General features: G+C 61.4%; 24 protein-coding genes, 1 tRNA gene and 2 pseudogenes. 15 read left to right on the forward strand and 12 right to left on the reverse strand.

Annotated elements, in window-relative coordinates:
* From ACEW8Q_RS12595 to ACEW8Q_RS12610, 4 genes are all read right to left on the reverse strand, one after another.
* The coding region (locus ACEW8Q_RS12595) for a hypothetical protein (RefSeq protein ID WP_373504407.1) at positions 1-752 on the reverse strand (752 nt) is incomplete at its 3' end.
* Between the two features lie 546 nt (positions 753-1,298).
* Positions 1,299-1,372, reverse strand: a tRNA-Gln gene (locus ACEW8Q_RS12600).
* 219 nt (positions 1,373-1,591) lie between these two features.
* Positions 1,592-3,511 (reverse strand): ATP-binding protein, encoded by a 1,920-nt coding sequence (locus tag ACEW8Q_RS12605; RefSeq protein ID WP_373504408.1) that lies wholly within the window; start codon positions 3,509-3,511, stop codon positions 1,592-1,594.
* A gap of 38 nt (positions 3,512-3,549) precedes the next feature.
* Positions 3,550-4,401: a sensor histidine kinase gene (locus tag ACEW8Q_RS12610; protein ID WP_373504409.1), complete on the reverse strand. Its 852-nt coding sequence runs from the start codon at positions 4,399-4,401 to the stop codon at positions 3,550-3,552.
* Positions 4,402-4,599: 198 nt separating this feature from the next.
* On the opposite strand from ACEW8Q_RS12610, the gene ACEW8Q_RS12615 reads away from it, so the two are divergent.
* Together ACEW8Q_RS12615 and ACEW8Q_RS12620 are read left to right on the forward strand one after the other, a co-directional pair.
* Positions 4,600-5,676, forward strand: coding sequence for a Ppx/GppA phosphatase family protein (locus ACEW8Q_RS12615; RefSeq protein WP_373504410.1), 1,077 nt, complete (start codon positions 4,600-4,602; stop codon positions 5,674-5,676).
* Entirely contained in the window at positions 5,673-6,371 is a 699-nt protein-coding gene (locus tag ACEW8Q_RS12620) for an RlmE family RNA methyltransferase (protein WP_373504411.1), read from the forward strand. Before ACEW8Q_RS12615 ends, ACEW8Q_RS12620 begins: the two co-directional genes overlap by 4 nt.
* A 9-nt stretch (positions 6,372-6,380) precedes the next feature.
* On the opposite strand, the gene ACEW8Q_RS12625 is transcribed toward ACEW8Q_RS12620, so the two are convergent.
* The 6 genes and pseudogenes from ACEW8Q_RS12625 to ACEW8Q_RS12650 all read right to left on the reverse strand — a co-directional run bounded on the left by ACEW8Q_RS12625 (position 6,381) and on the right by ACEW8Q_RS12650 (position 10,976).
* Complete coding sequence (locus tag ACEW8Q_RS12625; protein WP_373504412.1) at positions 6,381-6,605, reverse strand: hypothetical protein; 225 nt, start codon at positions 6,603-6,605, stop codon at positions 6,381-6,383.
* Between the two features lie 183 nt (positions 6,606-6,788).
* Positions 6,789-7,505: pseudogene (locus ACEW8Q_RS12630) on the reverse strand (sulfate/molybdate ABC transporter ATP-binding protein); the annotation flags it as partial.
* A gap of 18 nt (positions 7,506-7,523) precedes the next feature.
* On the reverse strand, positions 7,524-8,399 hold the full coding sequence (cysW, locus tag ACEW8Q_RS12635) for a sulfate ABC transporter permease subunit CysW (RefSeq protein ID WP_373504413.1): 876 nt from the start codon (positions 8,397-8,399) through the stop codon (positions 7,524-7,526).
* Positions 8,392-9,240, reverse strand: a complete 849-nt coding sequence (gene cysT, locus ACEW8Q_RS12640; protein WP_373504414.1) for a sulfate ABC transporter permease subunit CysT — start codon at positions 9,238-9,240, stop codon at positions 8,392-8,394. Before cysT ends, cysW begins: the two co-directional genes overlap by 8 nt.
* Positions 9,241-9,247: 7 nt before the next feature.
* On the reverse strand, positions 9,248-10,276 hold the full coding sequence (locus ACEW8Q_RS12645; protein WP_373504415.1) for a sulfate ABC transporter substrate-binding protein: 1,029 nt from the start codon (positions 10,274-10,276) through the stop codon (positions 9,248-9,250).
* A 229-nt stretch (positions 10,277-10,505) separates the two neighbouring features.
* Positions 10,506-10,976 carry an Rrf2 family transcriptional regulator gene (locus ACEW8Q_RS12650; RefSeq protein ID WP_373504416.1) on the reverse strand — a complete coding sequence of 157 codons (471 nt, stop codon included), beginning with the start codon at positions 10,974-10,976 and terminating at the stop codon, positions 10,506-10,508.
* A 175-nt stretch (positions 10,977-11,151) separates the two neighbouring features.
* On the opposite strand from ACEW8Q_RS12650, the gene guaB reads away from it, so the two are divergent.
* The 3 genes from guaB to ACEW8Q_RS12665 are packed head-to-tail and all read left to right on the forward strand — an operon-like array spanning position 11,152 to position 14,343.
* Complete coding sequence (guaB, locus tag ACEW8Q_RS12655) at positions 11,152-12,621, forward strand: IMP dehydrogenase (protein ID WP_373504417.1); 1,470 nt, start codon at positions 11,152-11,154, stop codon at positions 12,619-12,621.
* Positions 12,622-12,632: 11 nt separating this feature from the next.
* Positions 12,633-13,052, forward strand: coding sequence for an MAPEG family protein (locus ACEW8Q_RS12660; RefSeq protein WP_373504430.1), 420 nt, complete (start codon positions 12,633-12,635; stop codon positions 13,050-13,052).
* A 4-nt stretch (positions 13,053-13,056) separates the two neighbouring features.
* Positions 13,057-14,343: an RsmB/NOP family class I SAM-dependent RNA methyltransferase gene (locus ACEW8Q_RS12665; protein ID WP_373504418.1), complete on the forward strand. Its 1,287-nt coding sequence runs from the start codon at positions 13,057-13,059 to the stop codon at positions 14,341-14,343.
* Positions 14,344-14,350: 7 nt separating this feature from the next.
* Here ACEW8Q_RS12665 and mntR read toward each other — a convergent pair whose 3' ends face one another.
* A complete protein-coding gene (mntR, locus tag ACEW8Q_RS12670) occupies positions 14,351-14,785 on the reverse strand; it encodes a manganese-binding transcriptional regulator MntR (RefSeq protein ID WP_373504419.1) in 435 nt (144 codons plus the stop codon).
* A 77-nt stretch (positions 14,786-14,862) separates the two neighbouring features.
* On the opposite strand from mntR, the gene ACEW8Q_RS12675 reads away from it, so the two are divergent.
* The 3 genes from ACEW8Q_RS12675 (at position 14,863) to ACEW8Q_RS12685 (ending at position 19,362) form a co-directional block, all read left to right on the forward strand.
* Positions 14,863-16,218, forward strand: coding sequence for an Nramp family divalent metal transporter (locus ACEW8Q_RS12675; protein ID WP_373504420.1), 1,356 nt, complete (start codon positions 14,863-14,865; stop codon positions 16,216-16,218).
* Positions 16,219-16,262: 44 nt separating this feature from the next.
* Positions 16,263-17,813, forward strand: a complete 1,551-nt coding sequence (gene guaA / locus ACEW8Q_RS12680; RefSeq protein ID WP_373504421.1) for a glutamine-hydrolyzing GMP synthase — start codon at positions 16,263-16,265, stop codon at positions 17,811-17,813.
* 292 nt (positions 17,814-18,105) lie between these two features.
* A complete protein-coding gene (locus tag ACEW8Q_RS12685) occupies positions 18,106-19,362 on the forward strand; it encodes a tyrosine-type recombinase/integrase (RefSeq protein ID WP_373504422.1) in 1,257 nt (418 codons plus the stop codon).
* On the opposite strand, the gene ACEW8Q_RS12690 is transcribed toward ACEW8Q_RS12685, so the two are convergent.
* Positions 19,316-19,612 (reverse strand): helix-turn-helix transcriptional regulator, encoded by a 297-nt coding sequence (locus ACEW8Q_RS12690; RefSeq protein ID WP_373504423.1) that lies wholly within the window; start codon positions 19,610-19,612, stop codon positions 19,316-19,318. The two genes, ACEW8Q_RS12685 and ACEW8Q_RS12690, sit on opposite strands and share 47 nt — an antisense overlap.
* A 198-nt stretch (positions 19,613-19,810) precedes the next feature.
* Here ACEW8Q_RS12690 and ACEW8Q_RS12695 point away from each other — a divergent pair, with 198 nt between their 5' ends.
* From ACEW8Q_RS12695 to ACEW8Q_RS12725, 7 genes and pseudogenes are all read left to right on the forward strand, one after another.
* On the forward strand, positions 19,811-20,056 hold the full coding sequence (locus tag ACEW8Q_RS12695) for a type IV toxin-antitoxin system AbiEi family antitoxin domain-containing protein (protein WP_373504424.1): 246 nt from the start codon (positions 19,811-19,813) through the stop codon (positions 20,054-20,056).
* 639 nt (positions 20,057-20,695) lie between these two features.
* Positions 20,696-21,760: an IS630 family transposase gene (locus ACEW8Q_RS12700; protein ID WP_373504425.1), complete on the forward strand. Its 1,065-nt coding sequence runs from the start codon at positions 20,696-20,698 to the stop codon at positions 21,758-21,760.
* A 239-nt stretch (positions 21,761-21,999) separates the two neighbouring features.
* Positions 22,000-22,245, forward strand: a complete 246-nt coding sequence (locus tag ACEW8Q_RS12705; protein ID WP_373504426.1) for a hypothetical protein — start codon at positions 22,000-22,002, stop codon at positions 22,243-22,245.
* A 160-nt stretch (positions 22,246-22,405) separates the two neighbouring features.
* The gene (locus ACEW8Q_RS12710) at positions 22,406-22,981 is read left to right on the forward strand and encodes an ABC transporter substrate-binding protein (protein WP_373504427.1); all 576 of its coding nucleotides are present in this window, start codon (positions 22,406-22,408) and stop codon (positions 22,979-22,981) included.
* A 218-nt stretch (positions 22,982-23,199) separates the two neighbouring features.
* The gene (locus tag ACEW8Q_RS12715) at positions 23,200-23,550 is read left to right on the forward strand and encodes a hypothetical protein (protein ID WP_373504428.1); all 351 of its coding nucleotides are present in this window, start codon (positions 23,200-23,202) and stop codon (positions 23,548-23,550) included.
* Between the two features lie 69 nt (positions 23,551-23,619).
* A complete protein-coding gene (locus tag ACEW8Q_RS12720) occupies positions 23,620-24,876 on the forward strand; it encodes an efflux RND transporter periplasmic adaptor subunit (protein ID WP_373504429.1) in 1,257 nt (418 codons plus the stop codon).
* Positions 24,873-26,462: pseudogene (locus ACEW8Q_RS12725) on the forward strand (efflux RND transporter permease subunit); the annotation flags it as partial. The gene ACEW8Q_RS12720 and the pseudogene ACEW8Q_RS12725, both read left to right, overlap by 4 nt.
* Between the last annotated feature and the right edge of the window lie 122 nt (positions 26,463-26,584).

Here is a 26,584-nt window from a genome sequence, read left to right on the forward strand (position 1 = left end):
CGGCGGATGTCCGCTGGCACGGCGCGCGGCGGATCGCCGAAGGTTTCGGCCTGCAATGCGGTGAAGATTTCCGCCGCACGCGCGTTCTCGGCCGTTTGCGCCAGTGCCCGGGCGCAATCCAGCGCCAGCATCGGGCTCATGGCGGTGCAATCGCTGTCAAGTGCGAGTCTTGCAAGGAATGCCTCGGCCTCGACCGACTTGCCGAGACCGATCAGGGCGACGCGATAGAACTCCGCCGTGGTGAAATCCGGTTGCCCGCCCTGCATGCCCCCTTGGAAGGCTTCGACTGACTGCTCAAATCGCCTGAGCCTGGCGAACCACTCGCAGGCGATACTGGCCACCAGGTCCGCGTGACGGGGATGGTTCGTGTGAATGGCGCGAATGATCCGTTCGGGATCCTTCAGGCCTGCGTCGATGGCGAAGGTGACGACGGGGCGAAGCCACTTGAGGGCTTCACCCGGCGCGAGGTTGGCGAAGAGCGCAGAGCGCTGCTGCAACTGGGCCTGCGAGATGCTGCGCGCACGGTCGGTCGGCAGCCGGCCGCCGATCCGCACCGCAACGGCAGACGCGTCAGCCCACAAGCCTGCCGCCGCAAGTGCCTTGACGAGGAAGATCAGGCGTTCATCGTCCCAGCCCGCCGGCCAGCCACCGGCATCCGACAGCGCTGGATCGCTGAAGACCACACCAGCCTGAAGATCGGCCGGACCGCCGTCCTGTTCATCCTGCCGCGAGGCCGAAGTCATGCCTGTCATGTCGGACTGTTCCTGTCTTCACATCTCGCAGCCCACAAACACCGGCGCGTGGGATTGCGCCGAACTGGCACCAGGCAGGCTCCAGGTTTTGAGGGGTGCACGCAATTGGTAACCCGCCGCAAGGTCAGAACCCCGTAAGACCGGATACACGTCATTGAGCGATTCTTGCCAAAAAGCTATCGCATTTGGTGTGCTGTCAACAGGCCGTTGCAGACGCGAGGTTGCAGCCGTTATTGCCCGAAACGAACTGGAGCACACTCAAAGTGGATGGGAGAATGCTTTGGATCGCTTGAGCAAAAAGGATTCCCGGATTGAACAGACCTGTTTGCCTCAGATGATAGAAAGGACTGCGAATGGCACGATCTTGCAGCAGGCACTTCAAATTGAAGGCAGATGAGCGATTTCAAACATGTGCCTCTGTGGCAGTAGCTGCACACCTTCGCTCATGAGTGCGCATACGCCGCTTTTGTGGGGAACGTGTGTAGGAACCAAAAACCCCCTCCGTCCAACATTAGAATTCAATGAAAAATTGAAATCAAACAGTGTTGGCTGGGGGACTAGGATTCGAACCTAGACTAGCGGAGTCAGAGTCCGCGGTCCTACCGTTAGACGATCCCCCAACGGCTTCAAGGTGCGCGCTTGATAGCGGCAGGCGGGGCGGGGTGCAAGGGGATTGTCGCACGCTTTGGAAAGGACACCGGGCTAATGGCGGGAGCGCGGTTCCCGCCCGCCACGCGCTGTTGCCGGTTGTGTAGTAACGTCGTGTGGTCTGAGCAAGGATGCCGCAGGCGGATCGTTCACGTTTGCATATGGTGACGGTGCCTGCGGCTGGATGCTTGTCAGCCGCGGAACTGGCGGATGAGGCTGGCGAGGCTTTGCTGCTGGCCAGGATTGGTTGCCGGCGGTGCAACAGGTGGCGGCGGTGCTGCCCGCAGCGACGGCGTCTGGCCGAATGCCGGTGCGCCGGTCGTTGTGGGTCCGGGCGGCGGAACGGTACGACGGATCGAAGGCTGTGCGGAAGCACCGGGCTGGCCTGCCGCCTGCTGTTGCGGCTGCACGATCTGATGGGCGACCGCCATGGCCTGGGGCATTTCGTAGCCGAGTGCTTCCGGGTTGTGGCTCTGCGCCCTCCAGCGGATGACGATCTCGTGCAGGAAGTTGTCGTCGGGCAGTTCCTTGGCCCAGCTCTTGGTGAAGGAAGCCGTGTTGCTCTTGGGCCAGCTGTCGGCGGGGAGCATGTCGAACTTGATGCGGGTGGGAAGTGCCACGCCTTCGCCGAAGGTGATGGCTTCGCCCGTGCCCATGGTGGGCATGAATTCGAGAAGGCTGGCAGCGGCGTCCGAGATGCCGGCGCGCAGGATTTCCTGGTCGCGCTCGTTGGTGAGGCGCATTGAGAAGATGGTGTTGCACTGCGACAGGATGGTCGGGTCAAGTTCGGCCGGGCGCTGCGTCACCATGCAGAGCGACACGCCATACTTGCGGCCCTCCTTGGCAATGCGGCTGATGGCGCGCTTCGTGGGCTCGAAGCCCAGCGTCTTGTCGATGGGCACGTAGCGGTGGGCTTCCTCGCACACGAAGGTGATCGGGATCTGGCCGGCACTCCATACGCCGAAGTCGAAGGCGAGGCGGGCCAGCACGGACACGACGACGTTGATGATCTCGGAGGGCAAGCCGCCCAGCTCGAGAATGGCGATGGGCTTGCCGGCAACCGGAATGCGGAACAGGCGGGCGAGCACTTGGGCCATCGTGTCCTGGACGGTCAGGGAACCGAACATGAAGGCATAGCGCGGGTCGCGGGTAATCGTCTCGATGCGGGCCTTCAGGCGCTTGTAGGGCGCCAGTTCGCCGCGCAGTTCGAGCTTGCCGATGTATTCGTCGAGAATGCCGGTGAGGTCTGAGGTTCGGTAGGGGATGGGCGTGTCGACGCCGATGTTCGTGGGGTCGGCCGCCTCGCGGCCGCGCACGATGCCGTTGCGGTCGCGGCGCTGGTTGTTCATGTAGCGCATCTTGGCGAGCGGGATGAGCTCGCGCAGGACCTCCGTGTCAGCCTCGCGGTTGGCGTGCTGGCCGATGAGGATCTCGACGATCTCCTCGAAGTTCAGCAGCCAGAACGGCAGGTTCATGTTGTCCGGGGTGATGATCTCGGCATATTCCTGGAATGCGTTGGCATATTCCCGGTGGACGTCGAGCAGAAGAATATGCGCCTGCGGGTTCTTCTCGAGGATGCGGCGGAGGATGAGCGCCACGGTGCAGCTTTTGCCGGTGCCGGTGGTGCCCAGGATGGCAAAATGCTTGCCCAGCATCTCGTCGATCTTGATCATCGCGGGGATGGTTGAATCCTGCGTGATGTGGCCGACGCGGATGGCCGTCTCGGCGTCGCAGGCATAGGCCTTCTCAAGCTCCATCTTGGAGGCCCTGAAGACGATGTCGCCGAGCGAGGGATAGCATGAGATGCCGCGCCGGAAGCCGAGCGGATGACCCTGGTCGTCCTTCGGAAGCTCGCCGATGAACTCCACCTCGATGATGCGGATTTCCTTCTCTTCCTTCGAATGCGAAGGCATGGGAGAGGAGAGCGCGGAGACCATGCAGAGGGACACCGATTTCAGCGTGTCGACCTTGAGCAGCGTGCCGATCTCGGGCGTCTTGTGGGCGTTCTGGTTTTCCTCGGCGTCGATCAGGATCACGGCATGGGCGCCGGTCACCGCAACGATGCGTCCGACGCGCTCGTTCGTTTGTGGCCGGGGGCCCGGGCTCGGCATGAGCTGTGTCTGCTGGCGATACATGGGCGGGCGATCTCTCAGTGAACGTTCTGGTCGGCGGAAGCTGGGTCGAAGATCGGCAGGATCAGCGAAACGCGGGTGCCGACGCCCTTCTGGGAGTCGATCCGCAGGTCGCCGCCGTGAAGGCGGGCCAACGCATAGGCGATGGGAAGGCCGAGGCCGGTTCCCTCGTGGCGCTTGTTGAAGGCGGTATCGATCTGCCCGAACGGCCGCATGGCGGTCTCGATCTCGGAGGGCGACATGCCGGCACCCGTATCGGTGACCGAGATCACCGCGTAGCCGGGTTGCAGGACTTGAGCCTCGACGCGGATGCGCCCGCGCTCGGGCGTGAACTTCACGGCATTGCCCAGCAGGTTGATGAGAATCTGCTTCAGCCGGAGCTGGTCTGCCAGGATGCGGGGCAGGCTCGAGGGCACGGAGGTTTCCACCGTGATGTCCTTGTCGCGGGCCTTGGCCTCGACGATGAGCATGCAGGAGGAGAGGGTGGGCGCGAAGTCGATGGGCTCACGATCGACCGACAGCTTGCCGGCCTGAATCTTGGAGACGTCGAGAATGCCGTTGATGAGGGCGAGGAGGTGCTCGGCCGCCTGCTTGATGTAACCCGAATACTGCTGCACCTTTTCCGGTGTCGTCACTGTCTGGGTGTGGAGCATGTCGGAGAAGCCGATGATGGCGTTGAGCGGGGTCCGCAACTCGTGGCTCATGTTGGCGATGAATTCGGACTTGGCCTTGGACGCAAGTTCCGCGTCAACCTTCGCCGCATGCAAAGCAATCGCCTGTTTCTGCTGGGTGACGGCAACTCCAAGATGATCCGAGAATTCGCCGATGAGCGATCCATCCTTGAACCATTTTGGACCAAACGTACGCATCACAACCCCTGTTTGTCAGATTTATTAGGCCCGAACGTCTCAATGCCGGGTTAACACCTGCGGCAGGTTTGCGGCCCACAATTGCTTTGTGACGTCCCCGTGAACCTGTTACATTTGAGCCAACGCAATGATTGTCTGGACGGCCGCCGCCGCTCCGGTTCTCCGTCGAGAGCCGGCCGTCCTCGAAAGGTTTTGGACGTGGATGCGACCAATCGGCCGGGCTGGAACCGGTCAAGGCGCAAGCCGGCGCCGGGCGGACAAACCGCTCAACGCCAGCCTGTGTCACGTGAACAGCCGCCCGGTGGCCTCTATGGCGCGCTGGATCTCGGCACCAACAATTGTCGGTTGCTGATTGCCACGCCATCCGATCACGGTTTCCTGGTGGTGGATGCCTTTTCGCGCATCGTGCGGCTGGGAGAGAAACTGGCCCAGACCGGACGCCTGAGTGATGACGCGATGAGCCGCACCATCGACGCTTTGCGGGTCTGCGCCAACAAGCTGCGCTGGCGTGATGTAAAGCGTGTGCGGCTGGTCGCGACGGAAGCCTGCCGCATGGCCTCCAACGGTCCCGAGTTCATTGCGCGGGTCAAGGAAGAAACCGGGCTTGGCCTCGAAATCATCGACCGCGAGACCGAGGCGGGCCTTGCCGCGACCGGCGCCGAGCCGCTCGTCGACCGTGCGGCCGAGACGGCACTGGTCTTCGATATCGGCGGTGGATCGACCGAAATCCTCTGGATGAAGCGCAATGGCCTGCGCTTCGACACCGTGGCTTGGACCTCGCTCGCCGCGGGCGTCGTCACCATCTCCGAACAGTTCGGCGGCGGGATGGACGTGACGCCGAAGTCGTTTGAAGCTATGCGGGATTTTCTTCGCCCGATGCTGCAGGAATTCGCTGGCCGCGTGACGGTGGCCAATGGCGGGTTGCCGCCCGTTCCCTCGCATCTGCTTGGCACGTCTGGTACAGTCACGACGATTGCCGGCGTGCAACTTGGGCTTGCCCGCTATGACCGGTCCAAGGTCGACGGATGCTGGCTCAGGAGCGACGAGATCGGCGCCGTGACCCACCGGCTGCTGCACCTCACCTATGAACAGCGCTCGGCCAACCCGTGCATCGGCAAGGAGCGCGCCGACCTCGTACTGGCGGGTTGCGCCATCCTCGAGGAAATCCGGCTGGCCTTTCCGGCGGAACGCATCCGGGTTGCCGACCGGGGCCTGCGCGAGGGAATTCTCACCATGCTGATGAAGGAAGACGGAACCTACGGGAGGGCCGCATGAGCCGTCCCGGCAGCGGCAAGAAGCCGGGCACGCGGCTGAAAGTGCGGGTGAAGACCGGCAAGGGCCGCACCGTGTCGCAGAAGATCTGGCTCGAACGCCAGCTTAACGATCCTTACGTGCATGAGGCGAAGAAGCTCGGCTACCGCTCGCGCGCCGCCTTCAAGCTGATCGAGATCGACGACAAGTACCGCTTCCTGAAGCCCGGCGGGCGCATCGTCGACCTCGGCGCGGCACCCGGCGGCTGGTGCCAGGTGGCGGTCCAGCGCGTGAAGTCGGAACAGGGGCGCGGCAAGATCGTCGCCATCGACATGCACGGGATGGACCCCATCCCGTCGGTCGTCATCTTCAAGAAGGATTTTCTGGAGGAAGACGCGCCGCAGATGCTGATCGACGCCATGGGCGGCGAGAAGGTCGACTGCGTCCTGTCCGACATGGCAGCACATGCGACGGGCCACCGGCAGACCGACCACATCAACATCATGACGCTCGCCGAGGCGGGCTATGAGTTCGCCCGGCAAGTGCTGAAGCCGGGTGGCGTCTATCTCGCCAAGGTGCTGCGCGGCGGCACTGAAAGCGACATCCTCAAGCTGATGAAGAAGGACTTCGCCACCGTGCGGCATGTGAAGCCGATGGCGAGCCGCGATGATTCCGCCGAACTCTTCGTTCTGGCGATGGGGTTCCGAGGAACCGTCTGATCCTTCACCTCAATGCAGGTGCTGCTCGCGCGACTTGACATAGTCCGCGAAGCCCGGATCGGCTACGATTTCGTGCTCGAGGTCGGCGCCCGTCATCTGGCCGGATGCGTAGCACTGCCACTTCAATTCATGATCGTCCGTCCACTGACGGCCGTCGTGATGAAAGAATTCGATGAGGGGATTGCTGACGCGCTCGAACAGGTTTTGAAGCGAAACCTGGAAGGGAATGCCCATTGTCGTCTCCTTTTCGATACCATCGATGTGGGAACGGGACGGGATGGTTCAAGGCTCCCGGCCCCAATCTCACGAAGATGTAATCGAACGAAACGCCTCAGCAGGACATCACGCGTGGCGCGTCATGCGGATGATGCTGCCGTCGCGCGCGAGCGGCCGCGAGTCCGGCCGCGCAATGCCCTCCACGAAGGATGAAATGAAAGGCGTTGCCGGACGTTCCAGGATTTCCGCTGCGGGACCGACCTGTTCGATGATGCCCTGGTTGAGGATCGCGACGCGGTCCGCCAGTTCGAAGGCCTCGTCCTGGTCATGCGTGACGAAGAGGGTGGTGTGGCCGGTGCGCTCGTGCAGGTCGCGGAGCCACTTGCGGAGATCCTTGCGGACCTTCGCATCAAGGGCGCCAAAGGGCTCGTCTAGCAGCAGCACGCGGGGCTCGATGGCCAGCGCCCGCGCGAGGGCAACACGCTGGCGCTGGCCGCCCGAGAGCTGCGCCGGATAGCGCGACTCAAGCCCATCGAGCTGCACGAGGCTGAGAAGCTCCAGCACCTTTGAACGGATGGCTTGTTCCGACGGCCTTGTCTTGTGCGGCCTGGCCCGCAGGCCGAAGGCGATGTTGTCGAGCACCGTCATGTGCTTGAACAAGGCGAATTGCTGGAACACGAAGCCGATGCGGCGTTCTCGCAGGCTGAGGTCATTGGCGTTGATATCGCCGAAGTGGACGGTGCCGGCATCGATCTGCTCAAGACCTGCGACGGCGCGCAGCAGCGTGGTCTTGCCGGAGCCGGACGGCCCCAGCAGTGCGACGAGTTCGCCCGATGCCACTTCGAGAGAGACGCCCTTGAGGGCCGGATAGCGGCCATAGGACTTTTCGAGATTCCGGATGGTGACTGGAACGGACATGATGTGTTTCTCCTGATTTCAGTGGCGGCGATGAGAGGCTGCGAGTTCGCCGGCGAAACGCCATTCGAGCAGGCTCTTGGCGAGGAGCGTCACCAGCGCGAGACCGGCGAGAAGTGTTGCCACCGCGAAGGCCGCCACGAAGTTGTACTCATTGTAGAGAATCTCGATGTGGAGCGGCATGGTGTTCGTCAGTCCACGGATGTGTCCGGAGACCACCGACACCGCGCCGAATTCGCCCATGGCGCGGGCGTTGCAGAGCAGCACGCCATAGAGCAAAGCCCACTTGATGTTAGGCAGCGTGACCTTGAAGAAGGTGTACCACCCAGACGCGCCGAGCGTCATCGCGGCTTCCTCTTCCGCGGTGCCTTGCGACTGCATCAGCGGGATCAGTTCGCGCGCCACGAAGGGGAAGGTGACAAGAACCGTGGCGAGCACGATGCCGGGCACCGCGAAGATGATCTCGATGCCATTTGCCTTGAGCCAGGGGCCCAGCCATCCATGTGCGCCAAAAAGCAGCACAAAGACGAGACCTGAAATGACCGGCGAAATCGAGAAGGGCAGATCGACTAAAGTCAGGAGCAGGTTCTTGCCCTTGAAGCTGAACTTGGCGATGGCCCAGGACGCAGCGATGCCAACCAGCGCGTTGAAAGGCACCGCGATAGCGGCGACAAGCAGCGTGAGCTTCACGGCGGACCACGTATCAGGGTCGGTGAAACTCTCGAAGAAGACCTGAGCACCCTTCCGGAAGCCTTCGATGAAGACCACGATGAGGGGAAGGAACAATACGGCCGTGAGGAACAGCGCGCCGATGCCGATGAGGATCACCTGAACAGCACTGGTCTCGCTGGTGGCACGCTCCGGCATGTGGGCCAGCGGCAGGACGCGGTCAGACATTGCCATATTTCTTTCGGCTCCAGGCTTGCAGGGCGTTGATGACGAAGAGCATGGCGAATGAGATGGCCAGCATCACGGTGGCGATCACGGTGGCGCCGCCATAGTCGAACTCCTCGAGCTTGATGACGATGAGGAGCGGCGCGATCTCGGACACCTGCGGGATGTTGCCGGCGATGAAGATGACCGAGCCGTATTCGCCGACACCACGCGCGAAGGCGAGCGCAAAGCCGGTAAGCAGGGCGGGGTAGACATGCGGCAGCACAACCTGGAAGACAGTGCGCAGACGGCTGGCGCCGAGCAGGGCGGCTGCCTCCTCGATGTCCTGTTCAACCTCCTCAAGGATAGGCTGCACGGTGCGGACCACGAAGGGCAGGCCGATGAAGATGAGCGCGATGATGATGCCGAGCGGCGTATAGGCGATCTTGAGGCCGATCAGGGCGGCCCATGACCCGATCACGCCGTTGGGTGCATAGATCGCTGCCATCGCAATGCCCGCGACAGCTGTCGGAAGGGCAAAGGGCAGGTCAACGGCGGCATCGATGATACGGCGGCCCGGAAAGCGATAGCGAACGAGGATCCAGGCGATGAGAAGCCCGAACACGGCGTTGAATGCCGCTGCGATGAACGCGGTTCCAAAGGACAGTTTCAGGGCTGCCAGCGTGCGCTGATCCGTCGCGATGCGTATGAATTCGGCCGGCCCGATCGAGGCCGCGTGCAGGACGAGAGCCGCCAGCGGCAGAAGCACGATGAGGCTCAGCGCGGCAACGGCGAAGCCAAGCGCCAGCCCGAAGCCGGGCAGGACACTTGGTTCGCGGAGGCGCGGAAGGGTGATGTGCGCCATCTTGTGATCAGTTCGTCGGCTTGTAGATTTCGTCGAAGATGCCGCCGTCTGCAAAGTGCTTCTTCTGCGCATCCGCCCAGCCGCCGAAGTCCTTGTCGATCGAGACGAGCTCAAGCTTGGGGAAGCGTGCGATGTCGGCCGGATCTGCAGCAGAGGGATCGGTTGGACGGAAGAAGTGCCTGGCTGCGAGCTTCTGGCCGGTGGGCGAGTAAAGGAACTCGAGGTAAGCCCTGGCCGCTTGCTCGTTGCCCTTCGCCTTGGCGTTGCCCTCGATGAGGGCGACCGGCGGCTCGGCGAGGATCGACAGCGAGGGGACCACGATTTCGTAGTTGTCGGCGCCGAATTCCTTCAGCACGAGGAATGCCTCATTCTCCCACGAGATCAGCACGTCGCCGATGCCGCGCTGGGCAAAGGTGGTGGTGGAGCCGCGGGCGCCGGTGTCGAGCACGGGCACGTTGCGGTAGAGGTCGCCGATCCACTGCTTGATCTTGCCTTCATCGCCGCTGAGTTGCTTGCCGGCATAGGCCCAGGCCGCAAGATAGTTCCAGCGCGCGCCGCCCGAGGTCTTCGGGTTGGGCGTAATCACCTGCACGCCTTCCTTCACCAGGTCACCCCAGTCCTTGATGCCGTTGGGGTTGCCCTTCTTGACGATGAAGACGATGGTGGAGGTATAAGGAGCCGAGTTGTGCGGCAGCTTGGTGGCCCAGTCTTTCGGCAACTTATCGGTCTTGGCTGCGATCTGGTCGATGTCGCCCGCCAACGCCAGCGTCACCACGTCGGCATCAAGGCCATCAATCACGGCGCGGGCTTGCTTGCCGGAGCCGCCGTGCGACTGGTTGATGATGATGGCTTCGCCCGTCTTGGCCTTCCAGTCGGCGGCGAAAGCCTCGTTGAATTCCTTGTAGAATTCGCGCGTGGGATCATAGGACACGTTCAGCAGCACCTTGTCGGCGAGGGCCGTGGTGGCTCCGCCGGCCATGACGGCGATGGCGGCGGCACCTGCAATCAGGCGGCGGCGGATCAGGGAAAGGGACATTCGCTAGCTCCTCTGCATAACTTCGTCTATATATTCTACGGAATTAGTAGTGAATCTAGTGGTAATTTGTCGGTTCTACCCTATTTCTATAAAATTCTTTTCAAATCAGATATTTGAATGGCAACTTCAGGCGCTTGTCAGGCGCTTGAGTGCCTTGGCTAGGCCGGTCTCGGTTTGCGGCTGGTTCAGAAAACTGGAAAATTCTAGCGATTTGACGGGTGAATAAAAGTCAGGCGTCCGAGGTGAGCGATTCCAGCCCGGGAAGCTTCGCCCGCGGCGCTGTATCGGACTGGCGCATGACGTCCGCGAGGGACAGATGTTCCAGCGTTCCAAGATAATCCGAATAGGCTTTGGCGAAGGCGATTCGCAGTTCGCAGGAGACTTCGTCGCGGCAATCGTCGCAACGACGGTAGGCCGTGCGCGACAAGCAGGGCAGCGGTGCGATGGGGCCATCGACCGAACGCAGCATGGGGCCGATGAAAATGAGGTCGGCAGGCTTCAGGAGTTCGTAGCCGCCGTCGCGCCCGCGCTTCGAGGAGATATAGCCCGCGGCCTTCAGCGACAGCAGGATCTGCTCCAGAAACTTGCGCGGCAGCTTTTCCTGCTCGCAGAGCTGGCGGATCTGCATGCCTTCACCGGGCTTCGCTCGGGCAAGGGCGACGATGGCCTTGAAAGCATAACGGGCGCGCTGGGAGATCATGTCTACAGAGATAGTCGTGTGTAGGAGGGTTTTGCAAGATTCTTCGGCAATTCAACCGGGGAGTATCTCTTGCAGTTCGAAGACAGCGACGGAATCGCCGCTTGCTCCCCGTGTCACCCCGGTGTTATGGACAGCCGCCAATCTTCACCCGAGTCCATTTGCAAGAGGTTGGCCCATGGCGCCGCGCCAGATTCCCGAATATCTTACCTTCGACGACGTGCTGATGAAGCCCGGCGCATCATCCGTGCTGCCGGCGCAGGTGAGGACGGGATCGCGGCTGACGCGGTCGATCAGGCTCTCGATCCCGATCATCTCGGCGGCGATGGACACCGTGACCGAGGCGCGCCTCGCGATTGCCATGGCGCAGGCCGGCGGGCTCGGAATCATTCACAAGAACCTGGAGCCTGCCGATCAGGCAGAGCATGTGCGGCAGGTGAAGCGCTTCGAGAGCGGCATGGTGGTCAACCCCATCACCATCAGGCCCGAGGCGACGCTGGGCGACGTGCTGCAGTTGAAGGAGCGCCACAAGATCTCGGGCATTCCGGTGGTCGATGTCAATGGCAAGCTCGTCGGCATCATCACCAACCGCGATGTGCGCTTCGCGACCGACCTCAACATGAAGGTCGCCGACCTGATGACCAACGAGAACCTCGTGACGGTAAAGGTGGGCGTGGAGCGGACCGAGGCCAAGCGGCTTCTGCACAAGTACCGGATCGAGAAGCTAATCGTGGTCGATGACGACTACCGGTGCGTGGGGCTGATCACCGTCAACGACATGGAGAAGGCCGCCGACCATCCGCTTGCCGCCAAGGACGAGCACGAGCGGCTGCTGGTGGGTGCTGCCACCGGAACCGGTGACGCGGGATTCGAGCGGGCCGGGTTGCTGATCGATGCGGGTGTCGATCTCATCGTGGTCGATACGGCGCATGGACATTCAGAAAATGTCATCAAGCAGGTGACGCGCCTCAAGGCGATCTCCAACAAGGTGCAGATCATCGCCGGCAATGTCGCGACGCCCGAAGCCGTGAAGGCGCTGATCGACGCAGGCGCTGATGCGGTCAAGATCGGCATCGGGCCAGGCTCGATCTGCACCACGCGCGTGGTGGCCGGTGTGGGTGTGCCGCAGCTGTCCGCCATCATGGAATGCGCTGAAGAAGGTGCCAGGCAGGATGTTCCCGTCATTGCGGACGGCGGCATCAAGCTGTCGGGCGATCTCGCCAAGGCGCTGGCGGCGGGAGCCGAAATCGCCATGATTGGATCACTGCTGGCGGGCACCGACGAAAGCCCCGGCGAGGTCTATCTCTACAATGGCCGCAGCTACAAGGCCTACCGGGGGATGGGCTCGGTCGGCGCCATGGCGCGCGGATCGGCGGACCGCTACTTCCAGCAGGAGGTGAAGGACTCCCTCAAGCTGGTGCCCGAGGGAATTGAAGGGCAAGTGCCCTACAAGGGCCCGGTGGGCGCGGTGCTGCATCAGCTCGTTGGCGGGCTTCGTGCCGCCATGGGCTATGTGGGTGCGGCCGATCTGGCGGAGCTTCGCGACAAGGTGCAGTTCATCCGCATCACGTCAGCCGGCATGCGCGAAAGTCATGTCCACGACGTGATGATCACCCGCGAGGCGCCGAACTACCAGGGTCAGGGCTGACGGCCTTGACCATGACCCAGTGGCTGCTGCTGCCCGCCTTCGCCCATGTGGCGCTGGTGTTCTTCACCGGTTTCCGCATGGGCCGGGCGCGGTTCAGTGCGGCACGGGCGGGCCAGGTGAAGGTGAAGGACATCGCGGTCGACAATTCGCGCTGGCCGGAGGACGTGAAGAAGATCGCCAACAGCTACCAGAACCAGTTCGAGGTTCCGATGCTTTACTATGCGCTGCTGCCGCTCCTGCTGGTGACGGGACTGGCGGACTGGATGGCGGTGGCGCTGTCATGGGTGTTCGTGGCGAGCCGGACGGTCCATGCCTTCATCCATCAAGGTTCCAACAACGTGTTGCCGCGCTTCCGGATGTTCGTGTTCGGTTTCTTCATAGTGGTTGCCATGTGGGCCTGGTTCGGCCTCAGGCTTTATGTGATCGGATAGACTGATGCGCCTCGCAGGCCGCGTTTCCGCGGCGATCGATATTCTCACCGACATTTTCGACCGGCACCGCCCGGCGTCCGAGGCGCTGAAGGACTGGGGAAAGGCGCATCGCTTTGCCGGTTCCACCGACCGGCACGCCATCGGCACGCTGGTCTATGATGCGCTCCGCCGCCGCAACTCGCTTGGCGCCCGCATAGGAAGCGACAGCCCGCGCGCGCTGGCGCTTGCCGTGCTGCGTGATTCCTGGGGATACTCGGCGAGCGAGATCGCCGATACGCTCGGTGAGCAGCATGGCCCGGGCGTGCTCACGGCTGAAGAATTGCTGGCATTGGCGCCCGACTTGAAGCCCGCCTTGCCGGCTCATGTGTCGGGTGACCTGCCGGAGTGGCTGGCGCCATCCTATGAGAAAGTCTTTGGCTCTCGCACGGCAAAGGAGGGGGCGGCAATTGCGTCGCGTGCGCCGGTCGACCTCCGCGTCAACACCCTGAAATCGACGCGGCCGCAAGTGCTGGAGGCGCTTGACCGGTTTGGGGCGGTGGAAGGGCCGTGGTCGCCGCTGAGCGTCAGGATTGCCGCCACCGGGCCGGAAACCCGCAATGCCAATGTCGAGGTGGAACCGGCTCATGGTCTCGGACACTACGAGGTCCAGGATTCGGGCTCGCAGGTGGCCGCACTTCTGTCGGGCGCGGCACCGGGCATGAGTGTCGCCGACATCTGCGCAGGGGCCGGTGGAAAGACACTGGCGCTGGCCGCGATGATGAAGAACGAGGGAAAGCTCATCGCCCACGATCTCGACCGGTTCCGGCTGCGTCCCATTTTCGAGAGGCTCACACGCGCCGGCGTCACCAATTGCGAGGTCATCTCGGCGCAGGACAAGGGCAAGCTTGAGGCAGCTGGTCCCTTCGATCTCGTGGTGATCGACGCGCCATGCTCAGGCTCCGGCTCATGGCGGAGAAAGCCCGATGCCAAATGGCGGCTGACGCAAAAGCAGTTTGAGCAGCGTCTCAAGGAGCAGGTGCAAGTCCTTGAAAAGGGATTCAATTTGGCGCGGCCAGGCGGCACCATTCTCTACATCACCTGCTCGGTTCTACCGGAAGAGAACAGCGATCAGGTGAATGCGTTCCTCTCCCGCCACCCCGGCGTGACGATTGTTCCGTACAAGGAGCAATGGGCGCGGACGATTGGTGGCGTAGCGCCGGATTCGGCTGACGGTTCGGAGCAGACCCTGCTGCTGACGCCCGCGCGGCATGACACAGACGGGTTCTTCGTGGCAGTGATGCGGAAGGGGTAGAAGCCCTTTACCTCCTGACCAGAAATCTTGCCATCGCGCGCAGCGTCTCCTCGCTGACGTGGTGCTCGATCCCTTCTGAATCGATCCGCGCGGTCTCTTCCGATACGCCGAGCGCCAGCAGGAAGGCTTCGACGATCTTGTGCTTCCTTCGCCCGTCCTCGGCCATTTTCCAGCCGTCGCCCGTCAGGAAGATCGAGCGGTAGGGCTCCTGTGTCACGAGGCCTGACTCCTGCAGCCGCTTCAGTGTCTTCACGACCGTCGCGTTGGCAACGCCCAGCCTGAGCGCCACGTCTGACCCGCGCGCCTCGCCCTTTTCGTCAATCAGGTCGGCAATCAGTTCCACATAGTCCTCTGCCAGTTCCGACTGGTGATCGGCCCTGACTCTTCGGAAAGCCGCCGAACGGATCTTTGCGGCGCCAGCCTTCTTGGCCTGCTGCGGCACGGGAACACTCCAAATTTTTTCTGCAGCTGCGAAATTACCCTATTGCAATAGACTTAGCCAATGCTAAACTTTTTGTCATGCCGGAGGATGCCGTGACATCAGTGACATCAGTTGAGGAAGCCGGATGGCGGCGCAAGCGCAGCGAGCCGTCGCTCGTCGACGTTTTCCGTTCCATCCATGTCTCGCGCTCGGGGTCGCCTTGGAAGCGGGCCATGGCTTTCATCGGCCCCGGCTATCTCGTCGCCGTCGGTTACATGGATCCCGGCAACTGGGCGACCTCCATCGCGGGGGGCGCGCAGTTCGGCTATGCGCTGCTTGCCGTGGCGCTCATGTCCAACATCATGGCCATCATCCTCCAGTCGCTCTGCGCGCGGCTTGCCATTGGGTCTGGCCGGGATCTGGCCCAGGCCTGCCGTGATGCCTTCCCGCGGCCCGTGGCCTGGGTGCTGTGGCTCTTTGCTGAAGTGGCCATCATCGCCACCGACATCGCGGAGGTCGTGGGCACGGCCATCGGCCTCAACCTGTTGTTCGGCATTCCGCTGGAACTGGGCGTCATCATCACGGCGCTCGACGTGTTCCTGATCCTCTGGCTGCAACGCCTCGGGTTCCGCTGGATCGAGGCCTTCATCATCGCGCTGCTCGGCGTGATCTTCGTGTGCTTCTTCATCCAGATCGCGCTGGCCGACCCCGAATGGGGGCAGGTGATCCTCGGCTTTGCGCCCACCGTGGACATCGTCAAGAACCCGGCCATGCTCTATCTGGCGCTCGGCATCATCGGCGCCACGGTCATGCCGCACAATCTCTACCTCCATTCGGGCATCGTGCAGACGCGCGACTACGGCGAGAGCCTGCCCGAAAAGCGCGAGGCGCTGAAATTCGCGACCTGGGATTCGACGGTGGCGCTGATGTTCGCGCTGCTCGTCAATGCCTCGATCCTCATTCTCGCGGCGGCGACATTCCATCGGACGGGTGCAACCACCGTCACCGAGATCGGCGAGGCGCACTCGATGCTGGCGCCGCTGGTGGGCTCGCTGCTGGCGCCGAAGCTGTTCGCCATCGCGCTCCTGTGCTGCGGCCTCAATTCCACGGTGACGGCCACCATGGCGGGGCAGATCGTGATGGAGGGCTTCCTCGACATCAAACTCCCCGCCTGGTTGCGCCGCCTCATCACCCGCATGATCGCCATCGTGCCGGCGGCGGGCGTCACCATCTATTATGGCGCGGAAGGGACGGGCATGCTGCTGATCCTCAGCCAGGTCATCCTTGCCTTCCAACTGCCCTTCGCCATTGTGCCGCTGGTGATGTTCACCCGCGACAAGGCCAAGATGGCGGGGCTCGCCGCGCCAGTGTGGCTCACCGTGACGGCAGGCGTCATCGCCGCCATCATCATCGCGCTGAACATGAAGCTCCTGTGGGATATCGCGACGGGGTGACGCCCCATCTTGCAGACTCCGGCGTCCTTCCTTAAAGACCCGACATGCAAGACCGTATCCTCATCATCGACTTCGGCTCACAGGTCACCCAGCTCATCGCCCGGCGCATCCGCGAGGCGGGGGTGTACTCGGAGATCGTTCCATTCCAGTCCGCCGACAAGGCGCTGGACTGGCCGGGGCTCAAGGGCATCATCCTGTCGGGTGGGCCGGCCTCCGTCCATGAAGGCGGTAGCCCGCGCGCGCCGGACCGGGTGTTCACCCGTGGCCTCCCGGTTCTCGGTATCTGTTACGGCGAACAGACCATGTGCGCCCAGCTTGGCGGGCGGGTGGAGCCGTCCGACCACCGCGAATTCGGCAAGGCCTTTGTCGAGGTGAAGGAAGCCAACGCGCTGTTCGATGGCGTGTGGGAGCAGGGCGAACGCCACCAGGTGTGGATGAGTCACGGCGACCGCGTGACCGCCATTCCGGAGGGCTTCAAGGCCATTGCCACGTCCGATGGCGCGCCCTTCGCCGCCATCGCCGACGAGCGCCGGCAGTTCTACGCCACGCAATTCCACATGGAGGTGGTCCACACGCCGGACGGCGCGCGGCTTCTCCGGAACTTCGCGCTCGAGATCTGCGGCGCACGCGGCGACTGGTCGATGGCGCATTTCAAGACCGAGATGGTCCACAAGATCAGGAAGCAGGTCGGTTTCGACCGGGTCATCTGCGGGCTCTCGGGCGGGGTCGATTCCGCCGTCACCGCCGTCCTCATCCACGAGGCGATCGGCGAGCAGCTCACCTGCATCTTCGTCGACCATGGATTGATGCGGCTGAACGAAGCCGAGGAAGTGGTGAAGCTGTTTCGCGAGGCCTACAACATCCCGCTCGTGCACGTGGACGCCTCGAAGATGTTCCTCGATGCGCTGGCGGGCGAGACCGATCCCGAAAAGAAGCGCAAGACCATCGGGCGGCTTTTCGTCGAGGTGTTCGAGGCGGAGGCAAAGAAGGTGGGCGGCGCCGGCTTCCTGGCGCAGGGAACTTTGTATCCGGATGTGATCGAGAGCGTGTCCTTTACGGGCGGACCATCGGTGACGATCAAGTCGCACCATAATGTGGGCGGGCTGCCCGAACGCATGAACATGAAGCTCGTGGAACCGTTGCGCGAGCTCTTCAAGGATGAAGTGAGGCTTCTGGGGCAAGAGCTTGGATTGCCTGCACATTTCGTTGGCCGTCATCCGTTCCCCGGTCCCGGTCTTGCGATCCGGATTCCGCATGACGACGTGACGAAGGAGAAGCTCGACATCCTGCGCAAGGCCGATGCGATCTATCTCGACGAGATCCGCAAGGCGGGACTCTACGATGCGATCTGGCAGGCCTTCGCCGTGCTGCTTCCCGTCCGCACCGTGGGCGTGATGGGCGACGGCCGCACCTATGACCGGGTGCTGGGCCTACGCGCTGTGACCTCGACCGACGGGATGACGGCGGAGTCCTATCCCTTCGACCACAGCTTCCTCGCCCGCGTCTGCACCCGCATCATCAACGAGGTGAATGGTGTTTCCCGCGTGGTCTATGACGTGACGAGCAAGCCGCCCGGCACCATCGAGTGGGAATGATTTTTGCCCATCCGGGCGTATCAGAAACCACGCCAGGGTACGATGCAAACCATTGAAAATAAAAATAAATCCTTCCGGTGACAGTCAGCAACTATCGGTACGCAGAGTTTGGCTTTGGCGGCCTGCCTGACGGAGCTCTGGTATATTGCGCTCACGAACTTTTCAAAGTACCGTCACGGTCAATGAGCCTCGTGACGGTACTTTTTCTTCTTTAAGTCATTGAAGATGAAAGAAATTTCCTGCCATGAGTCCTCGAAATTGTGCTGACGGTACTTTTCAGGAGGCAATAGGGATGTTGACGGATGCCGCCATCAAGGCATTGAAACCAAAAGAGAAAATTTACAAAGTTGCAGACCGGGACGGCATGTATGTTCGCGTCATGCCCAGTGGCGCGATCTCGTTTCGTCTGGATTACAGGCTCAACGGCCGCCGCGAGACCGTCTATCTGGGCAGGTACGGACGCGACGGGATCTCGCTTGCCCGGGCCCGAGAGAAATGCATCGACGCAAGGCGTGCCATTGGCGACGGACGATCGCCGGCGATAGAGAAGCAGCGCGACAAGCGCCGCCTGAAAGAGGCGAAGAGCTTTGGCGAGTTGGGGGAGAAGTGGCTCACCGCCGCGCCGATGGCCGACAGCACGCGCGCCATGCGGCGTTCTATTTTCGAGCGCGAGCTTCTGCCGGTCTGGCGCAATCGTCTCCTGACGGAGATCACGCCCGACGATCTAAGAACCCACTGCGGTAAAATCGTTGAACGCGGTGCTCCGGCGACGGCTATCCATGTGCGAGACATCCTGAAGCAGATCTACGGATTTGCGATTCTGCATGGTGAGAAGGTCGCCAACCCCGCTGACGAAGTGGGACCGGCATCGATCGCCACCTTCGTGCCGAAGGACCGCTCGCTGTCGCCCTCTGAAATTCGAGTGATGCTGAAGCAGCTCGAGCATATCGCTACACTTCCCACGATCCGTTTGGGAATGCGGCTCTATCTTCTCACTATGGTGCGCAAGAGCGAGCTGCAGGACGCAGTGTGGGATGAGGTAGACTTCGAGAATGCGGTCTGGACGATCCCAAAGGAACGGATGAAGCGCTCGAAGGCGCATAACGTCTATCTGTCGCGCCAGGTGCTCGACATCATGATCGCCCTGAAGACCTGTGCGGGAAATTCGAGATACCTTCTGCCGTCGCGGTATGATGCGGATGCTCCGATGTCGCGCGCCACCTTCAACCGGGTGACCTACGCGGTCGTCGAGCGGGCGAAGACGGAAGGTTTGCCCTTGGAGCCGTTCACGGTTCACGACCTGCGGCGGACAGGTTCGACTCTGCTGAACGAACTCGGCTTCAACAGCGACTGGATCGAAAAGTGCCTGGCGCATGAGGATGGGCGCTCGTCGCGTGGCGTCTATAACAAAGCCGAATATGAGGTGCAGCGTCGACACATGATGCAGGAGTGGTCGGACATCTTGGACGCCTGGGTCGATGGCAAGAAGTACGTGCCGACGCTCATCCCGCCGTCGATGCCGATCTTGGAGCTCGATCCGGCTCTTTGACCGGACGGGCTCGGCGCAGCTTCACGTCTGGGCCGGGCGCACGGAGAATTGGTTTTGAGCGACGGGCCGCGAGCCATGCCTGAACCTCGCTCAAATCCCAAACCACGCATCGTGGAGTCAAAGCGAAGCGTCGCGGAAATTCCCCTCGCTGTTCCATTTCGTAGATGGTGCTATCAGCCAACGGAACCATCTCGCGTAGCTGCTGCCTGCGAATAGTTCGTCTAATTGAAGTTGTTTCCGAGCGATTCATGGTGCGTACCTCTGTTGAAAACGCTGAGGTAGATAGAAAGCGATAATCTTCGTAGTTTGGAAGACGTTGAGCCAGATAGTAGCACAAATGGAGATGTTAGCGTGCAAACAGGATGGTGTAAATTGGAGAGCCAATCCACAGGCTGGTTCGCCGGGGTCGGCAAAGACTCGAACTACGAATACTCGATCCCCTGACCCAATGCCATGCCGCAACCGCCAAAAATCCGCAATCGCGACCGGGATCGCGCCAAAGCGCTACGCCTCGCCGGAGCCCTCGCTGAGAACGCGCGCGATCGCGCTTGCGCGAGAACGAGGGATAGTGCGAACACGCGATCTCACAGACATCGGCATTCCCCGCTGTTACCTGACCCGGATGTGCAACGAGGGGCTGCTCACCAAGGTCAGCAATGGACTTTATCGTGCCACTGAACGCGAGGCAGCTTGATCCGATTTCGGTTAAGCCTCATCCGATGGCAAGAGGTGTAGCTGTCCGATCACGTGAACAAAAGCCCCGGCGCGAAATCGGCGAGTTCATCCCGTTCGGTCGTACCTCATAGGTTAAGGGTACGACCGTCCTCGCGGGTTCGTGTTCCATCGATATCTGCCCCAATGAGGGCGACCGAAGCAGGGTGCCGGCGATAGTTGCTCTGGCCGCGATGAGCCGGTTGACAGTTTCGTTCGCGCCCGCGCTGGACGAAACAGATTGGGTATCATACCTGTTGTTGCGGAGGGGCGGTGTGGTTGGTCGGATCACGGGATGTGCTACAGCTCACGGGACTCTCGGCGGATCAGCTTCGCGAGTGGACGATGCGGCGCGCCCTTATCAAGCCCGATATTCTGGCGCAGAAGCGGGGGAGTGAAGCGAAGTTTTCCTGGCAGATTGTTTTTCTCCTGCAGCTCGCGGTCGTCCTGCGCACTCGATTCTACGTCGAGCTAAAGGTGCATCGGAATCTACTCGCCTCCGCCCGCGAGCTTCTCGATGGTGCCTCGTTTCTCAGCCTTTTGGGGCACTACTACCCACTATCCGAAGTGACTGAGTCATATTTGCACTATCGTGCGGCGTTGCCGCGTGATTCAATATGGCATGATAAGCAATGCCATGACAGTCCGGCTGCGGCCGGGAGATCGTGCGATTCTTGAGGCGCGCTTGCGCGCCGGCAGCACCGAGCAGCGGCAGCTGTTGCGTATACGGATCGTGTTGGAGGCGGCCGACGGTCACGCGACACGGGAGATCGCCCGCGAGTTGGAGACGACGCCGACCACAGTCAGCTTGTGGCGTATCCGTTACGCGCGCGAAGGCCTTGATGGGCTGGAGGATCGGCTGCGGCCCGGCACCCCGCCGATCTACGGCGAGGCAACCGACCAGCGGATTCGCAAGGTTCTCGACCAGCCCCCACCCAAGGGATTTGCTCGCTGGAACGGGCCATTGATCGCGCGGTTGTTGGGCGACGTCGATGTACAGTATGTTTGGCGATCGCTGCGCAAGCAGAAGATCGATCTGGCCGGACGCAAAAGCTGGTGCGAGAGCAACGACCCGGATTTTGCGGCAAAGGCCGCCGATGTGGTCGGCCTCTATCTGGCGCCACCGAAAAGCGCGATTGTCCTGTGCGTCGATGAGAAACCATCGATCCAGGCACTTGAACGGGCGCAAGGTTACTTGAAACTGCCGAGCGGACGCGCCCTGACCGGGCAAAGCCACGACTACAAGCGGCATGGCACCACAACCCTGTTTGCCGCCTTTGAGGTTGCGACCGGCAAGGTCAGGGCAGCACACAAGAAACGCCGCCGCCGCAAGGAATTTCTCGACTTCATGGATGATGTTGTCGCCGCCTATCCAAAGGCACGGCTCAAGGTCATCCTCGACAATCTGAATACTCACCAGAAGAACGACGAATGGCTGAAACGCCACCCGCTTGTAACTTTCCACTTTACGCCGACACGCGCCTCATGGCTCAATCAGGTCGAGGGCTGGTTCTCCATCTTGCAGGGCAAGTCGCTGACCGGCGCATCGTTCACCTCCGTCGAACAACTCAAGCAGCACATTAATGCGTTCATCAAAGCCTACAACAAAGACGCAGAGCCCTTTGTCTGGACAAAATCCAAAGTCCACCAGCGCCGCGTCAAAGGGCGCCGTCTTAGTGACTTATGATTCCGGGTACTACGCTGGCGATCTACGACCTGCGGCGTTGCGAACTGCTATCTTCGCGCGCGCCTTCGGTCGTGGACGAGGATGCGGCTCTCCTGCGGTTGGACCGACATCTTGATATTCTGTCGCAAGGATTCGGGTCGCCCGACCCCGTAGCGTAGCTTCCACTTTTTCCGACCATGCCGATCCGGAACACCGAAACAATCGAGGCTGGGGGGGCGTGTATTGAAGGCGGCGCGGTCGTGAACGCACTCCAAATCATCGAACAAGAACTGCGCAAGCTCGGCTACAAATCTGAGGCGCTCATCCGCGACCACACGTTCGCAAACGTGCTCTCGGACGTGGGCGAGGAGCAGCGGGTCGATCTGGCCGCGTTCACTCAGGTGCCCGAGTCTTACCGCTCAGCCGCGTTCGGTGTGATCACGGGAGCGCCGGACGAAAACGCGATTTCCGGTCGCCGGGAGCTTGGCGAAGCAGCAAACGCCTGACATGAAGTGTCAGCGGCTTCTGTCAATCACCTGATCTCGATTGGTTCTCACAGGTCCCGCACACGGATGTCATGCCGGATGGGCTCGAATTGAACCGCCGTCATCGCGAAATCAACTAAGCTGCCGTCATGAAGCGATCAACGCCGAAAGGTTTTTCAAAATGACATTCCTCCGCACCATACTGTCCACAGCCACCGCGGCCACGATATTCTGGCTGCCGTTTGGCGCCGCGATCTCCGCCTCGGCTTCCGCCACCGTCTGTGAAGGCGAGGCCTTTGTTAAAAATGCCGGACAAGCCATGATGAGCGCCGCACGCACGAAGTCGCCGCGAGCGTTTTCAGGCGTGGCATCACGATACGCGGACTTGGATTCCATCGCCATGTTCGCGCTTGGGCCACACCGCAGCAAACTGCCGCAATCCAGCAAGGCCGAGTATGTCAACCTGACAAAGCAGTTCATCGGCCGTCTCATGGCGGAAAATTCGAGTCGCTTTACCGCATCGAATCTGGCGATCACCAGCTGCGCATCCCAGGGCAATGATGTGACCGTCGGCACGCGATTGTCCGGTGGCCAGAAAGTCACGTTTAAGCTACACAAAGCGCGCAGCGGTTATCTTGTCCGAGATGTCAATGTTTCATCGGTGTGGCTGGCGCAGCAATTGCGAACAACCTTCACCGGCGTGCTAAGGCGCAACAACGGCAACATGGATGCGCTGTTCCGCTACCTGCGCGGCTGACGGCGCGACAGGCTGGAACACCACAAAAATATTTTGTGGGGTTCGAACGCGTTCGCGACTTCCATTCGCTTAATGAGGGTTAAGGAAGCGGCCGGCGGAATAGTGACTTGCGGAATTCCTGTCTGTTACACATGGAAATTGGCTTATGCGGCAGTCGAAAAACTTCGCTCTCGCGACTGTGACTTGACCGGCTGTTGATCCGCCGCTATCGGGGTGCAATGACAGTTCCTGGGCCATTGCGGACCTTCCGCATGCTGATCGGCATGCTGATTGCGTTTGGCTTGCTGCTGGCGCCTGTCCAGGCCACGGCGGTGTCATTGGCGTCGCATACGATGGCAATTGGCGGCGAATCCTGCCCGCAGAAGCAGTCATGCTGCGACATGTCAAAATCCACACGGACTTGCTCCGACGCGGCGGCCTGCTTCGCCAAGTGTGGCGGCGCGGCCGGATTTGAACATCAATCCGGCATTGTGAACTTGCCGTTCACCGCCGGGATTGCCCATGCGCCGCTGGCACTGGCCTTGTCGCCTTTCGCGCCGCCGCCGCTGCGAAGACCCCCGCGCATCTGACCTCCTGAAGCTTGATGTCCGGGTTGCGCCTTGCGCGGCCCGTCTCCTTGCATTTTTGAGGGTTTCCCGATGCGTGTTCTTGCACGATTGCTGTTGACGTTGCTGCTGATCGCCCTTGGTGGCTTGGCAGGGTTCCTTGCCGCCACGACTTTCCGTCCCCATTGGGAGGCGCTGGCATCCCAGATCAGCGGCAAAATGCCCGCCGCCGTGGCCGCCGCGCCATCGGGCGAACGGAAGATTCTTTACTACCGCAACCCGATGGGCCTCCCCGACACATCGCCAGTCCCCAAGAAGGACTCGATGCAGATGGACTATATCCCCGTCTATGCCGACGAAGGCTCCGGCGATCCTTCGATCGTCAAGGTAAGCGTCGAAAAAGTGCAGCGTGCCGGTGTCCGTACCGAACCGGTTGAAAAGCGCGTTTTGTCCGAGCCGATCCGCGCGCCGGGCTCAATCCAGCTTGATGAGCGGCGCGAACTTTCGATCACATTGCGTGCCGAAGGGTTCATCGAGAAAGTCTACGCGGGTGCGACAGGCCAATATGTAAAGGCCGGGGAACCGCTGTTCCGCTTTTACAGCCCGCAGATCGTTCAAGCGCTGGTCGAATACCGGCTGGCCGTTGCCGACGGCCAAAAGCAAGTAGGAGTGCGCAAGCTGCTTAATCTCGGCGTGCCCAAGGAGGTCATTGCCGCGATCCCCGCGAAAGGTGACATCCCGTTTTCCATGGATTGGCCGTCACCTGTCGATGGGGTCTTGATGAGCAAGACGGTGGTCTCCGGCGCTCGCATGATGCCCGGTGACGAACTCTACCGGCTCTCCGATGTTTCCACAGTTTGGGTTATTGCCGACGTCGCCGAAATGGACATTGGCAGGATCAGCATTGGCGATCCGGCTGAAGTTACCCTGCGCTCCTATCCTGGTGAGATATTCCGTGGAAATGTCGCCTTTGTCCTCCCCGAGTTACGGGCCGAAACTCGAACCGCACAAGTTCGCATTGAGTTACCCAATCCCGATCACAAGCTCCTGCATCGCATGTACGCCGACGTGGTGATCGATACCGGGCAATCGGCGGGTGTGCTTGCCATACCGGCTTCGGCGATCATCGACAGCGGCAACCGGCAGGTGGCCATCGTTCAAGTGAGCGAAGGCCGCTTCAAGCCGATGGAGGTTCAAATCGGTCGAAGAGGCGCTGGCTATGTGGAGATTGTCTCGGGGTTGAAGGAGGGCGAGCAGGTCGTCACGCGGGCCAACTTCCTCATTGACGCCGAGAGCAATCTGCAGGCGGCGCTGACCGGACTCACCGCTCCTGAAGGAACAGCACAATGATCGGCAAGATCATCGAATGGTCAGCCCGCAACATGGTGCTGGTGATCATTGGCACATTGTTTCTAACGCTGGCCGGTGCCTATGCGGTGAAGACCACACCACTCGATGCGATTCCCGACCTCTCGGATACCCAAGTCATCGTCTATACAGAGTTTTCCGGTCAGGCGCCGCAGGTGGTCGAGGATCAGGTCACCTATCCTCTGACCACGTCCTTGCTCAGCGTGCCCAAGTCTAAGGTCGTGCGCGGCTTCTCGTTTTTCGGCGTGTCATTCATCTATATCATCTTCGAGGATGGCACTGATCCGTACTGGGCGCGGTCTCGCGTTCTTGAATATTTGAGCGCCGCAGCCCGGCAATTGCCGCAAGGTGTAACCCCTTCACTTGGGCCGGACGCCACAGGTGTGGGATGGGTCTACCAATATGCGCTGACCGGCAAGGGACAAGACCTGGGTGATCTCCGCACGACACAAGACTGGCAGCTCCGTTATGCCTTGGCCAAGGCAGAAGGCGTGTCCGAGGTGGCGAGTGTTGGCGGCTTCGTCAAGCAATACAGTGTCATCGTCGATCCGCGTCAGTTGCAGAGCTACGGTATTTCGCTGAATGATGTGCGCAATGCCATCCGTGCCAGCAACATGGATACAGGTGGCCGCACTGTCGAGATTGCCGAGACCGAATATGCGGTTCGCGGGCGTGGTCTGTTTCGCAATGTCAAGGACATCGAGATGATCGTCCTCAAGGCCGAGGGTGGAACGCCGGTTCTGCTGCGCGACGTCGCCCGCGTCGAGTTCGCGCCCGATGAGCGGCGCGGCATTACCGAACTGAATGGAGAAGGTGAAGCCGTTGGCGGCATCGCCATCCAGCGCTTTGGCGAAAACGCCCTGTCGGTGATTGACAATGTAAAAGCCCGGCTTGCGGACGTGATGGCCAGCCTGCCTGAGGGCACAGAAGTTCAGACTGTCTATGACCGCTCCGATCTCATTCATCGCGCCATCGAGACCTTGAAGAGCACTTTGTTGGAAGAAAGCCTTATCGTCGCCGCTGTCTGCGTGATCTTCCTGTTGCACGTGAGGAGCGCGCTAGTGGCGATCCTCATGCTGCCGGTTGGTATCCTGATGGCCTTCGCTCTCATGCGCATGTTGGGATTGTCGTCAAACATCATGAGCCTCGGCGGCATTGCCATTGCGATTGGCGCCATGGTGGACGCGGCCATTGTGATGATCGAGAACGCCCATAAGCACATGGAGAGGGCCAAGCCCGGAACGCCGCGCATCGAGATCATTGTGGCGGCGTCAAAGGAAGTCGGCCCCGCCTTGTTCTTCGGCCTGTTGGTCATCACCGTGTCGTTCCTGCCAATCTTCGCGCTTGAGGCACAGGAGGGCCGCCTGTTCAAGCCGTTGGCCTATACCAAATCCTTCGCCATGGCCGCTGCTGCGGTGTTGTCGATCACGTTGGTTCCCGCCCTCATGTTCCTGTTTATCCGGGGCCGCATTATCGCCGAGCACCGGAATCCCATCAACCGGCTGCTGATCTGGCTCTACCGCCCGGTGATCAAGGGCGTGTTGAAGGCACGGGGATGTCCCGTACTCTGTTGAAAATGCCAAGGCTGGCGTCGCTGGTTGAACCTTATGCAGCATCGGCCAAGCGGTCAACTGCATGGGAGGCTGGCTGCTCGGTCCGATGGTTTTGAAGTGCGGCCTTGAGGATTGGC

It is taken from the genome of Aestuariivirga sp., from assembly GCF_041738905.1.
GTDB lineage: Bacteria > Pseudomonadota > Alphaproteobacteria > Rhizobiales > Aestuariivirgaceae > Aestuariivirga.

Excerpts from the sequence above, each read along its gene's own strand:
- ACEW8Q_RS12605 (WP_373504408.1), bottom strand. The coding sequence starts at position 3,511 with ATGCCGAGCCCGGGCCCCCGGCCACAAACGAACGAGCGCGTCGGACGC.
- ACEW8Q_RS12610 (WP_373504409.1), bottom strand. The coding sequence starts at position 4,401 with ATGCGTACGTTTGGTCCAAAATGGTTCAAGGATGGATCGCTCATCGGC.
- ACEW8Q_RS12620 (WP_373504411.1), top strand. The coding sequence starts at position 5,673 with ATGAGCCGTCCCGGCAGCGGCAAGAAGCCGGGCACGCGGCTGAAAGTG.
- ACEW8Q_RS12625 (WP_373504412.1), bottom strand. The coding sequence starts at position 6,605 with ATGGGCATTCCCTTCCAGGTTTCGCTTCAAAACCTGTTCGAGCGCGTC.
- cysW (WP_373504413.1), bottom strand. The coding sequence starts at position 8,399 with ATGTCTGACCGCGTCCTGCCGCTGGCCCACATGCCGGAGCGTGCCACC.
- cysT (WP_373504414.1), bottom strand. The coding sequence starts at position 9,240 with ATGGCGCACATCACCCTTCCGCGCCTCCGCGAACCAAGTGTCCTGCCC.
- ACEW8Q_RS12645 (WP_373504415.1), bottom strand. The coding sequence starts at position 10,276 with ATGTCCCTTTCCCTGATCCGCCGCCGCCTGATTGCAGGTGCCGCCGCC.
- ACEW8Q_RS12650 (WP_373504416.1), bottom strand. The coding sequence starts at position 10,976 with ATGATCTCCCAGCGCGCCCGTTATGCTTTCAAGGCCATCGTCGCCCTT.
- guaB (WP_373504417.1), top strand. The coding sequence starts at position 11,152 with ATGGCGCCGCGCCAGATTCCCGAATATCTTACCTTCGACGACGTGCTG.
- ACEW8Q_RS12660 (WP_373504430.1), top strand. The coding sequence starts at position 12,633 with ATGACCCAGTGGCTGCTGCTGCCCGCCTTCGCCCATGTGGCGCTGGTG.
- ACEW8Q_RS12665 (WP_373504418.1), top strand. The coding sequence starts at position 13,057 with ATGCGCCTCGCAGGCCGCGTTTCCGCGGCGATCGATATTCTCACCGAC.
- ACEW8Q_RS12675 (WP_373504420.1), top strand. The coding sequence starts at position 14,863 with ATGCCGGAGGATGCCGTGACATCAGTGACATCAGTTGAGGAAGCCGGA.
- guaA (WP_373504421.1), top strand. The coding sequence starts at position 16,263 with ATGCAAGACCGTATCCTCATCATCGACTTCGGCTCACAGGTCACCCAG.
- ACEW8Q_RS12685 (WP_373504422.1), top strand. The coding sequence starts at position 18,106 with ATGTTGACGGATGCCGCCATCAAGGCATTGAAACCAAAAGAGAAAATT.
- ACEW8Q_RS12690 (WP_373504423.1), bottom strand. The coding sequence starts at position 19,612 with ATGAATCGCTCGGAAACAACTTCAATTAGACGAACTATTCGCAGGCAG.
- ACEW8Q_RS12695 (WP_373504424.1), top strand. The coding sequence starts at position 19,811 with ATGCCATGCCGCAACCGCCAAAAATCCGCAATCGCGACCGGGATCGCG.
- ACEW8Q_RS12700 (WP_373504425.1), top strand. The coding sequence starts at position 20,696 with ATGATAAGCAATGCCATGACAGTCCGGCTGCGGCCGGGAGATCGTGCG.
- ACEW8Q_RS12710 (WP_373504427.1), top strand. The coding sequence starts at position 22,406 with ATGACATTCCTCCGCACCATACTGTCCACAGCCACCGCGGCCACGATA.
- ACEW8Q_RS12715 (WP_373504428.1), top strand. The coding sequence starts at position 23,200 with ATGACAGTTCCTGGGCCATTGCGGACCTTCCGCATGCTGATCGGCATG.
- ACEW8Q_RS12720 (WP_373504429.1), top strand. The coding sequence starts at position 23,620 with ATGCGTGTTCTTGCACGATTGCTGTTGACGTTGCTGCTGATCGCCCTT.